The sequence below is a fragment of the Acidimicrobiales bacterium genome, from assembly GCA_035316325.1.
GTDB lineage: Bacteria > Actinomycetota > Acidimicrobiia > Acidimicrobiales > VFJN01 > DASXTK01.
The window spans coordinates 1-11,199 of record DATHJB010000200.1 but is presented as its reverse complement, the minus strand read 5'-3'; the positions used below and the strand labels follow the sequence as shown (position 1 = coordinate 11,199).

The 11,199-nt window shown below is 70.8% G+C and carries 10 protein-coding genes; 5 read left to right on the top strand and 5 right to left on the bottom strand.

Annotated features, from left to right (window positions below; all coding sequences use genetic code 11):
* The first annotated feature begins 133 nt into the window (after positions 1-133).
* From VK611_26325 to VK611_26315, 3 genes are all read left to right on the top strand, one after another.
* A complete protein-coding gene (locus VK611_26325) occupies positions 134-322 on the top strand; it encodes a DUF397 domain-containing protein (protein HMG44879.1) in 189 nt (62 codons plus the stop codon).
* Positions 323-481: 159 nt separating this feature from the next.
* Positions 482-1,270: a hypothetical protein gene (locus VK611_26320; GenBank protein ID HMG44878.1), complete on the top strand. Its 789-nt coding sequence runs from the start codon at positions 482-484 to the stop codon at positions 1,268-1,270.
* 251 nt (positions 1,271-1,521) lie between these two features.
* Entirely contained in the window at positions 1,522-2,427 is a 906-nt protein-coding gene (locus VK611_26315) for a hypothetical protein (GenBank protein HMG44877.1), read from the top strand.
* Positions 2,428-2,453: 26 nt separating this feature from the next.
* On the opposite strand, the gene VK611_26310 is transcribed toward VK611_26315, so the two are convergent.
* Together VK611_26310 and VK611_26305 are read right to left on the bottom strand one after the other, a co-directional pair.
* On the bottom strand, positions 2,454-3,440 hold the full coding sequence (locus VK611_26310; protein ID HMG44876.1) for a hypothetical protein: 987 nt from the start codon (positions 3,438-3,440) through the stop codon (positions 2,454-2,456).
* A gap of 24 nt (positions 3,441-3,464) precedes the next feature.
* Positions 3,465-4,691: a CoA transferase gene (locus VK611_26305; GenBank protein ID HMG44875.1), complete on the bottom strand. Its 1,227-nt coding sequence runs from the start codon at positions 4,689-4,691 to the stop codon at positions 3,465-3,467.
* Between VK611_26305 and VK611_26300 the strand changes: the two genes are divergently transcribed.
* Positions 4,606-7,002, top strand: a complete 2,397-nt coding sequence (locus VK611_26300) for an acyl-CoA dehydrogenase (GenBank protein HMG44874.1) — start codon at positions 4,606-4,608, stop codon at positions 7,000-7,002. The genes VK611_26305 and VK611_26300 overlap by 86 nt on opposite strands.
* Positions 7,003-7,221: 219 nt before the next feature.
* Complete coding sequence (locus VK611_26295) at positions 7,222-7,899, top strand: transglycosylase family protein (GenBank protein ID HMG44873.1); 678 nt, start codon at positions 7,222-7,224, stop codon at positions 7,897-7,899.
* A 100-nt stretch (positions 7,900-7,999) separates the two neighbouring features.
* On the opposite strand, the gene VK611_26290 is transcribed toward VK611_26295, so the two are convergent.
* From VK611_26290 to VK611_26280, 3 genes are all read right to left on the bottom strand, one after another.
* Complete coding sequence (locus VK611_26290; protein HMG44872.1) at positions 8,000-8,737, bottom strand: methyltransferase domain-containing protein; 738 nt, start codon at positions 8,735-8,737, stop codon at positions 8,000-8,002.
* A gap of 212 nt (positions 8,738-8,949) precedes the next feature.
* The gene (locus VK611_26285) at positions 8,950-9,861 is read right to left on the bottom strand and encodes an SDR family NAD(P)-dependent oxidoreductase (protein HMG44871.1); all 912 of its coding nucleotides are present in this window, start codon (positions 9,859-9,861) and stop codon (positions 8,950-8,952) included.
* A 38-nt stretch (positions 9,862-9,899) separates the two neighbouring features.
* On the bottom strand, positions 9,900-11,199 hold a 1,300-nt coding region (locus VK611_26280), incomplete at its 5' end, for an MFS transporter (protein HMG44870.1).

The following is an 11,199-nucleotide window of genomic DNA, read 5'->3' as shown; positions in this document are numbered from 1 at the left end:
CCGGTCCTCTGCTGGGGGCCGTGGAGCGCCTGCGGCGCGCCCACGAGGACGCGGTGGCCGAGGGCGACAAACCGGCGTTAGCTGCGACGACCCTCGCCCCCAACGAGTCCCCCCGCAAGCAAAGGAGCACCCAATGACCATCAACGACCCCGTATGGCGCACATCGAGCGTGTCGGACGGCATGCAGTGTGTGGCCGTCGCCGACCTCGGCGACGACCGCCGAGGCATCCGGCACTCGAAGGACGAACCGGACTTCTCTCGCGAGGAGTTCGCTGCGTTCATCGCTGGCGCGAAGAAGGACGAGTTTGACGACCTCTGCTGAGCGTCATCTCTAGACGTGTCGGCCTTCGCTCAAGGCGGAGACCGATGGATCGAACGGGCCGACAGCACCCGTTTCCCAGTGCATGACTGCCGGCCCGTTCACCCTGTCAGGTCGTCCGGACTGCCCGAGCCACGGTGCATGACTCGTTACACTCGTTACATGTCTGACGATGACCAGCTGCGATGCGCGTGGTGCGACGAGCCGTTCCGGCGCCCGCACGACCGCGGGCCGGTGCCGAAGTACTGCAGCGATGCGCATCGGCAAGCAGCGCATCGGGCGAGGTCCAGGGGGCTCGACACCAGCAGCCTGTTCGCCGGACTCAAGACCACCAACGTCTTGGCCGACCTCGACACCAGCGACCTGTTCGCCGGACTCAAGACCACCAACGTCTTGGCCGACCTCGACACCAGCAGCCTGTTTGCCGGACTCAAGGCCACCAACGTGATGGCCGGGCTCGACACCAGCGACCTGTTCGCCAAGCTCGTCACCAGCGACCTGTTCGCCGGACTCAAGGTCACCAACGTGTTGGCTGGGCTCGACCTTGGCAGCCTGTTCGCCGGACTCGACATAGGCAGCCTGTTCGCCGGACTCGACACCAGCGACCTGTTCGCCGGTCTCAGAGCCCACGGCCTGTTGGCGGACCTCCACGAGTGCGCGACCCGTGAGGCTGAAGCTTCCGCTGTTCCGCACGACGACGCTGCCATTGGCGTCCTCGTGCTGGCGTTGGTCCTTGTCGTCGTAAGGCTTCAGGTTCTCAGCCTCGTCGCAGCAAAGGGGGAGGAGTGCATTCAAGTCCTTTGGCTGCTGTGGACGCTGCACTGGTCAGTTCAGAACTCATCTCCCGCCGGTGGGCTCGCAGTAACAGTCGCCGACGTCGCGCTTCTGCATCTCTGTCGCCGGGGCTACAAGGCGCTGACCGGCGACTCGGACGGGCGGTCGACGCCGTGAGGCATCCGTGAGGCATCCCGCCGAGAGCGGCTGTGATCGGGTGTGACCGGGTGTGACCGGCCAAGTCGTCGGATCCCAGGTCAGCACACAAAGAGAGGGATTCGCCCTGGTAGGCGGCCCCCTCGTCCTTAATTGTCACACCCCCTTCTTAAGGTGTGCGCACAGGGTTCGTGATCCCCCTCCCGGCGTAGATCTGGGCAGCGATCGCCTCTTGGCTATCCGATCGATGCTGCCTCAGGAGGCGCACGCCCATGCCTACGCCCGATGCGACCCGCCGCGGTCGCGCACCCGATCCCCTCCCCCTCCAAGAGCTCGTCGACGCCGCCGACGCCCTCCTCGAACACCAACCCGACGGCGCGATCCTCCGGGTCACGGGCGATCCACCCAAGTTGGAGACCCTGCCCCTGGGCGGCTGCCATCCCCTCGACGTGCTGCTCGGCCTCACCGCCCCCACGAGTTGGAGCGGCATCGGCCTGCACACCCGAGGGCGCGGCTACGACGTCGACGACCCTCGCAACGGCCCGCCGCTCACCCGACGAACCAGCTTCGCCGACGAGGTGCGCGCCGCCGTGCCGGTCTCGGTGACCCTCCTCATCGACCGCACCGGCCGGGGCGACGGTGTCCTGCGCGACGGCAGCACCGTGCGGCGCCTCCCCGGGCTGCCCGAGGGAGCCGTGGGCGACAGCTGCCGTCGGGCCCTGGGCCTCCCCACGGCCGCGCCACCCGACAGCACCGTGCGGTTGTGGCTGCACGTCTGGCTCGACCGGGTGGTCGAGGCCGCCGGGTCCACCAGACGGCGCAGCCGCGTCTCGTGGGACACAGTGGCCCGCCTGCATCCGACGGGCAAGGGCCTCCCGGCGGCACCGACCGCGCCGGAGGTGCAGGAGGCCACCCGCGAGTGGGCCGACGCCTGGCCCTGGAGTCGCCTGCGACTCGACCCCGAGTGCGTCGACCACGGCCGGCCGCCGCTCGAGCGCGCGGTCACCCACTGGATGGACGACGGCATGTTCGCCCGGTGGGTGCTCGGCGAGATGATCGACGTGCGCCTGCTGGCCCAGTCCGCCGCCCGCCTCCTCGACGACCACGTCCTCGCCCAGCTGGCCACCTCGTTCGCCCTGTGCGGCTTCCCGCTGCCCACCGAGGAGGTCCGGCCGTGAACGACCTGCTGCTGATCGGCCTGCTCCTACTGGGCCAGGCGGGCCAGGTGGTCGCGCATCTGCGTCGACAGCGTGGCCCAGTCGTAGATCGACCCGCCGATGGCGTCGGTCGCCTCCAGTGCCTGGATGAACCCCGTCACCTGCTCCGGGGTCAGATCGTCGCCGATGCCACCGATGGCGTGGACGGGAGCGTCCGGGTCGTCGAGGTTCTTGCGGATCCGTCGCACGTTCTCGTCGGTGTAGGTCTCGCCGTTCTTGAACCCCGACGCCTCGGTGCGCTCGGTCCAGTAGCCCATCGGCAGCCACACGTCGTACGACGAGGCGAGCTCCCGCCACGGGAAGCCGGGCCACTTGGCGGGGTTGACCACCTCGATCTGCACCGGCGGCAGCACGATCGCCCCGAGGGCGTCGTCGCCGTTCGCCTCCCGCAGGCGGCGCGACAGGTCCACGAGCTCGGCGCTGCGGGCCGCGTGGTCCACCACGCCGTCGGTCCACTCGATGTCCACGGCCACCCCGTCGAAGCGATGGCCCAGCACCTCGAAGTCCGAGATGCCCGCGAGGTGGTGCAGGTCCTGGTCGAGGTCGGTGAACCGAGGCAGGTACCAGCCGACGACGCGGAGTCCGGCCCGGTGGGCCCGCACCAGGAACTGGCCCACCGCGGTGGGGTCCACCACCGGCCCCGGCGAGCGGGAGTCGAGCTGGGCCGCCTGGAGGTACACGGTGCGCACACCTCGCCGCAGCATCTCGTCCACGCTGTCGGCGGTCACGGTGGGGGTGCCGCCGCCCTGGTACGAGGGAGCGAAGTCGTAGACGTCCACCCAGGTGCCGTAGCCCTCGTAGGGGTCGAGGTTCCGCTCGTGGCGCGGCGCCTGCTCCCGCAGCAGCCGGGGGATCGACGCCATGCTCCGGTCCACGTACGGCTCGCTGTCGTAGGTCACCAGGGCGTGCAGCTGCGCCAGGGCCAACAGCAGCACCACGACGATCGCGGCGCCTGCTACCAGTCGTCGTCGCACCACACCGAGAGTAGCGAGCAGACCTCAGCCCAACGCACCACCGTCCCGCAGCGCCGCGATCGTCTCGTCGTCGTAGCCGAGCGCGTCGCGCAGCACCGCGTCGGTGTGCTCGCCGACGGTGGGAGCGTGGGTGGGCTCGGGCAGGTCGTCGCCCACCACCTTCAGCGGCGACGGGAGCTGCTCCGCGCCGAGACGGTCACGGCCGATCCAGCCCATCCGGTCCTGGAACTGGGGATCGTCGGCCAGCGTCTGCGGGGTGTTCACCGGAGCGATCGGAGTGTTGTGCGCCTCGCCGAAGGCGATCCAGTCGGCGCTCGTGCGGGTCGAGAAGATGTCGCGCAGCTCCGCCTGCAGCACCCGGTTGCCGGGGGCGTGGTCGGCGATGCGGGCGCCGGGGAAGCGCTCGAAGAGGTCCTCGCGGCCCACGCCGGCGCAGAAGTTCTTCCAGAACTCCCGCTCCGACGCCTGGAACAGCACGTAGCCGTCCTTCGACTCGTAGATCTGGTAGCGCACGCCGTGGCGCATGCCCGCCGTGCCGGGCGCGCGGCGCGCGTAGTCGTCCGAGCGGTTGCCCGTCACCTCGTCGTCGGGGCGCTCGTAGGCCTTCCACGTCTCGCTGCGCAGCCAGTCCATGGCGGCGGCCGCGTCCGACTGGGCGATCTCCAGGCGGCAGCCCTCGCCGGTCTCCCGGGCCTGCACCACGCCGGCGAGCAGCCCCAGCGCCCCGAACAGCGGTCCGGCGTGGATGCCGATGGAGGCGTGCTCGGGGATGGCGACGAAGCCGTCGTCGTCGGTCTCCGGGTTGAAGATGCCGGCCCAGGCGTCGTAGGCCAGGCCGTGGCTGGGCATGTCGCGGTAGGGGCCGGTGAGGCCGAACCCCGAGATCGTCACGAACACGATGCGGGGGTTGACCTCCCGCAACGCCTCGTAGCCCAGGCCGCGGCGCTCCAGGCCGCCGGGCCGCATCGCCTCCACCACGGCGTCGGCGTCGCGCACCAGGTCGCGGAACACCGCCTGGCCGCCCTCGGTGCGGAGGTCGAGCACCACCGACTTCTTGCCCCGGTTCACGTGGAGGTGCATCAGCGACACGCCCTCGACGATCGGCCACGTCATGTCGCGGACGTAGTCCCCCGACGGCGGCTCCACCTTGATCACGTCCGCGCCCATGTCGGCCAGGTGGGTGGTGATCGCCGCCGGCCCCAACAACGAGCACTCGACGATGCGGACCCCCGACAAGAGAGAACGGGTCACTGGTCAGCTCCTGGTGCCTTGCTCCGCATGGGTGACACAATATCTGACACACCGTCAGATTCTAAGAACACGGACACCTGGGACAGGCATGGACCTTTCGCTCTCCGCAGACCAGCTCGCGCTTCAGGAGGCCGTGGGGCGTCTGTACGCCAAGGAGTCGCATCCCGAGCGGGTGCGCGCCGCCGAGGCGACCGACGGCTTCGACCCGTCGCTGTGGGACGCCCTCGGCCGGATGGGCATCCCGACGATGGGCGTGCCCGAGGCGCACGGCGGCGGCGGGGCGACTCTGACCGACCTGGCGGTGGTGGCCGAGCAGCACGGCCATCACCTGGGCAGCGCCCCGTTGGTCGAGACCATGGTGGTCGCCCGGCTGCTGGCTCGCTGCGAGGGAACGGCTGCGGCGGATGCCCTGGGCCGCCAGGTCGCGGGAGCTCCGGCCGGCTTCGCGCTCCACTCCCACGGCCGGCTGGTGCCGGGTGGTGCAGTCGCCCAGGTGGTGGTGGCGCTCGACGGCGACGAGCTGGTGGCCGCGATCGACCCACCCCGGCAGGCACGGAAGACTCTGCACGACGGGCCGGTGGGCGATGTCGACCTGGGCAACCGAACGGTGTTGGCCGCGGGAACGACAGCCACGGAGCTGTTCGACCGTGCGCTCGACGAGTGGCGGATCCTCACGGCCACGGCCCTGGCGGGCCTGGCGCGGGCGGCGCTCGACATCGGCGTGCAGTACGTGAAGGACCGCCACCAGTTCGGCGTGCCGATCGGCTCGTTCCAGAGCGTCCAGCACACGCTGGCCGACGTGCACACGGCCACGGACGGGGCCCGGCTGCTGGCCTACGAGTCGGCGTGGGCGGCGCAGCACGGCGAGCCGCACGCCGCAGCGCTGGCGGCCCAGGCGTTCTGGTTCTGCGGCGAGACGGCCGAGCGGGCCGCCGGCGCCGGCCTGCACTACCACGGCGGCTACGGCTTCATGCTGGAGTACGACATCCAGCTCCACGCCCGCCGGGCGAAGGGGTGGCGACTGCTCCTGGGCGACCCGCGGGCGGGCCTGCGCACGATCGCCCGCCGCCGCTGGCTGACGCCCGGCACCACGACACCCGCCGAGTCGCCGCCCGCCGAGGAGTCGGGCGAGGCCACCGGCATGGACTTCGGGCTCGACCCGGCCTCGCTGGCCCTGCAGCAGGAGGTGCGGGCGTTCCTGGCCGAGCACCTGACGCCCGACATCGTCGAGCGGTCGCTCGACACCGGCACGATGCACGACTGGGGGCTCCACCGGAAGCTCTGCGAGCGGGGCTACCTCGCGGCCGGCTGGCCCACCGACGTGGGTGGCCTGGGCCACAGCGTGATCGCCACCACCACCCTGATGCAGGAGCTGTACCGGGCAGGAGCCCCGATCGACGCGATGAACATGGCGGCGATGGTGGGCGCCACGCTGCTGCTGCGGGGCACCGACGAGCACCGCCACGAGGTGCTGCCGAGGATCCTGGCCGGCGAGGTGCTCTGCGCCCTGGGCTACAGCGAGCCCGACGCCGGCAGCGACGTGGCGGCGACGCAGACCCGGGCCGTACGCGACGGCGACCAGTGGATCGTCAACGGGCAGAAGATGTTCACGACGATGGCCCACGAGGCCGAGTACGTCTTCCTGCTGACCCGCACCAACCCCGACGCCCCGAAGCACAAGGGGCTGACGATGTTCCTGGTGCCGATGTCGTCACCGGGCATCGAGGTGACGCCGGTGGAGACGCTGGGCGGCGAGCGCACCAACATCACCTTCTACACCGACGTCGAGGTGCCCGACTCGTGCCGGGTGGGCGACGTCGACGACGGCTGGTCGGTGATGCACGCGGCGCTGGTCTACGAGCGGGCCAGCGCCAACTGGGGCGAGCCGGCCCAGCTGCTCGAGCGGGCGGCGAGCTGGGCTGCCGAGCCGGCGGGCGACACCGGCCGGCCCCGCCCCATCGACGATCCGATCAACCAGGAGCGCCTGGCGCGCTGGGACACCGAGCTCGAGGTCGGTCGGTTGCTGCTGTACCGCTCGGCCTGGATGGCGGCCACGGGCGCGCTCCCGTTGGTCGAGGGATCGATGGCCAAGCTGGCCCTGACCGAGGCCTTCGCGACGGCGTCGAGCGACCTGCTCGACATGATCGGGACGAATGCCCTCATCCCGCGCGGCGAGCGGGCTACGGTTTCCGAGGGCCATTTCGAACATGCATTCCGACACGCGATGGTCACGACGATCTACGGTGGTTCGAGCGAGGTGCAGAGGGAGATCATCGCCCAGCGTGGCCTGGGGCTTCCCAGGTCCCGTTAGCGCTTCGCAGCTGGGTTTTCGGAGCGGGCAGGGTTCATCCAGGCGGCGCGGTTTGAGGCGCCCCATTGTTGCGAAATTATTGCGATCGTGTCAGACTCATTTCACCAAGGAACAGGACGGCGCGTGCTGGGGCGTCCGCGGGCACTTCGGAAATCCCCTTCCCTCCCCGAGTTTTGTGTGGGAATGACGCGCGCTCCCGACCAAGGAGAACTGCGCACGATGTCTGACTGGAACGGCGAACAGGGCACCCATGACGACCACGGTCGTCATAAACGGAATGACGTACGGCGGGCCATCCTGGGTGGCGTTGCCGGCGTCGCACTGTTGGTCGGGCCCATCGCCCTGGCCAACTCGATCATCCCCGACGGCGACGACGACCGTGTCGCCACCGAGGACACGCCCTCACCCTCGCTGATCGCTCTGCGAGCGGCGCGGGGCAACTCCCAGCACGACGCGGCCCAGATGAAGAGCCTGCTGGCGCGCCAGACCACCACCACGGCGCCGCCACCGACCACCACGGCTCCGCCCACCACCACGACCACGGCGCCGCCCACCACGACCACCACGGAACCACCGCCGCCACCGTCCACGGAGCCGCCGATGACGGTTCCCGACACGGTGCCGCCGCCGTCGAGCGGGCAGCTCGGCGACCCCTACTACGACGGCTCCTGGGACGCTCTCGCCGAGTGCGAGTCCGGCGGCAACTGGTCGATCAACACCGGCAACGGCTACTACGGCGGGATCCAGTTCTCGCTGTCCACGTGGCAGGGCCTCGGCGGTACCGGTTACCCGCACGAGCACTCCCGTGAGGTCCAGATCGCCATGGGCAAGCAGCTCTGGGAGAGCTCGGGCTGGGGCGCCTGGCCGGCCTGCACCAGCAACCTCGGCTGGCGCTAGCACCCACATCCGACAAGATCGCAAGGGCGGCGCATCCCCACCCCCCAGGGCGCCGCCCTTGCCGCGTCCAGACGACGTTGCGGCGACCCTCCGAGGAGGGTCAGGGCTTGGGCTGGGGGGAGCGGCAGGTGAACACGCCGGTCTCCTTCTCGACCTCGAGGACCCCGGCACCGGCGGCGAAGCGGGCCTCGACCACCTGGGACATGTGGTGGAGCTGGGCGGGGGTGGCGCTCTCGGCCGGAGGGCAGGAGCACATGAAGGTGAGGACGTCGTCGGGGTCGAGGCAGATCAGGCGGTCGTCGTAGGGGTGCCACGTCACGTCGGCGAACTGCTCCCGCAGCATCGCGCCGCCGTTGTCGATGCCGAACACGTCGCTGAACCAGCGCCCCGATTCGCCGCCGAACACCTCCTCACGGATCTCCCACAGCTCCCGTAGGTGGGCCGGCCCGTTGGTGGCGATCAGCACCACGCCGTCCGGACGCAGCGCCCGGGCCATCTCGCGCACCGCCAGCCGCGGGTCGGGCACGTGGTAGAGCATGTGGTTGGCGACCACCACGTCGAACTGCTCAGCCGTGTACGGCAGCTGCTGCACGTCGGCGACGTGGCCGGTCACCCGCCGGTGCCGCCCCCGGCCGCTCACCCGCCCGAGGGCGTCGCGCACCATGCCGATGGACAGGTCGGTCAGCGTGAGGTCGAGGTCGTCGGGCAGCGAGGGCGCCGCCTCCGCCCACAGCCAGCCGGTACCGCAACCCACGTCGAGCACCCGTGCCGAGGTCGGCCACCCGATCTGCCGACTCAGCCACGGGAACCAGGCGACGCTCGCGGTGCTGTACTTCACGTGCAGCTGGGCACGATCCGAGAGCTTCGATCCGTCTCGATACTGGACTTGCCGAAGGTATGCCTGGTCGCCGCCGGAGATCGCGGCCCGCCGCGCCATCGGGAAAAGTTAGACCATCACGCCATCGGTGAGCGCTGCGAAGCGCCTTGCCGCCTTCACCGCCTGGGGTGGCGGTGGGGTGGCCGGTGGGGCGTCGGTAACGCAGGCCGGCGTCAGTAACGCAAGCCCGGGGCGCGGGTGTTGAAGACGTCGGTGGCGAGCACCGTGCCGAGGGTGGTGGCGTCCCAGCGCTTGCCGCCGTTGTTCACCTTGGGGCCGTCGCTCCAGCCCTTCATCCAGATGATGTCCTCGGCGACCGCCCGGATGACCTGGCCGGTCACGAGCTGCGACTCGTCGGAGGCCAGCCAGGCGACGAGCGGCGACGAGACGGCCGGGTCCATCCGGTTCCACTCGTCGTCGGGCACGTCGTCGGGCTCGATGACCGCGGGCGCGCCCGGCATGGTGGCGGTGATCCGGGTCGCGGCCGCGGGGCCCACGGCGTTGACGGTCACCCCCAGCTTGTAGAGCTCCAGGCTGAGCGTCTGGGTGAGCCCGGCGATGCCGGCCTTGGCGGTGGCGTAGTTGGTCTGGCCGAAGTTGCCGACCAGCCCGGCGCCCGAGATCGTGTTGATCACCCGACCGGTGAAGGCCTCCCCCGCCTTGCCCCGCTCCCGCCAGTGCCGGGCCGCCCAGTGGCACGGCGCCCAGGTGCCCTTCACGTGGACCCGCAGCACGGCGTCGAAGTCGGTCTCGGACATGTTCCAGATGGCCTGGTCGCGCACGATGCCGGCGTTGTTGACCAGGACGTCGAGGTGGCCCCATGTGTCGACGGCCTGGGCGATCAGGCGTCCGGCGCCCTCGTGGTCGGCCACGTCCTCGTAGTTGGCGACGGCCTCGCCGCCCCGCGACTCGACGAGCTTCACGGTCACGTCGGCGTCGCGCGAGGCGCCCTCCCCGGTGACCGTGGAGCCGAGGTCGTTGACCACGACCTTGGCTCCCTGCCTGGCCAGTTCCAGTGCGTGGCCACGGCCGATGCCGTGTCCTGCGCCGGTGACGATGGCGATCTTGCCGTCGAGCAGCCCCATGGGTCTCCGCGTCCTCCCAAATCTGACGTACCGTCAGATTAGGGGACGGGGGCGGGCACCGTCGCATCCTCGTGCGAGCCCGAGCCGTTGCCGTCGGCACCCGCCAGGGGCGGAGCCGCCTCGGATTCCGGCGCCCGGGCGGGCAGCCACCGGAACACGCCGAGCGCCGCCATCAGCGTGATGCCGGCCGCGACCAGCGCGGAGAGGTGCATGCCCGACATGAACGAGTGCTGGGCGACGTCGACGATGCGCCCGCCCAGCTCGCCACCGGTGTCGCGGCCGATGCTGATGCCGGCCTGCACGCTGCCGCCGATGCGGTCGAGCACGCTCGGCGACACGCCGCTGTCGGCCAGCCCCGCGTCGACGTGGCCGCCGTAGCGGGAGGCGAGGAGGCTACCGACCAGCGCCACGCCGATCGCCCCGCCCACCTGGCGGGTGGTGTCGTTGACGGCCGAGCCGACCCCGGCCTTCTCCCGGGGCAGCGAGCCCATGATCGACTCCGTGGCCGGCGCCATGACGTTGGCCATCCCGGATGCCATGAGCATGGTCGACAGGATGATGAGCCACGTGGGGGTGCCCACGGTGAACAGCGACATCGACGCCAGGCCGGCGGACACGATCACCAGGCCGGAGCCGAGCACCAGCTTGCTGCCGATGCGCTCGACGATCCGGGCCGACAGGGGCGCCAGCACCACCATCACCAGCGACATCGGGATCAGCACCGCGCCCGCCTTGACCGGGCTGAAGCCGTGCACCGACTGCAGGTACTGGGTGAGCACGAAGATCGTGCCCATCAGGGCCATGAAGGTGAACGTGATGGCCCCGCTGGCGGCGCTGAAGCGGGGGCGCTTGAAGAAGCTGACGTCGAGCATCGGCGCGTCCGTGTGGCGCTCCCAGGCGAGGAACGCCCCGAGCAGCACGAGCCCGCCGGCGAACGCGCCGAGCACCTCACCCGACAGCCAGCCCTTGGTCGGGCCCTCGATCAGGCCCCACAGCAGGACGGCGAGGCCGGCCATCGACAGGAGGGCGCCGGGCACGTCGACCCGGGGCGCAGAGGGGTCGCGCGAGTCGGGGATCAGCAGGAACCCGCCGACGAGGGCGACGATCACCACCGGCACGTTGACGAGCAGCACCGAGCCCCACCAGAAGTGCTCGAGCAGGAAGCCGCCGGTGACAGGCCCGAGCGCCAGCCCGAGCGCGGACACGCCGGCCCACACGCCGATGGCCCGGCCGCGCTCCTTCGGGTCGTGGAAGACGTTCGTGACGACCGACAGGGTGGCCGGCATGATGAACGCCCCTCCCACGCCCATCAGGGCGCGGAAGCCGATGAGGGAGTTC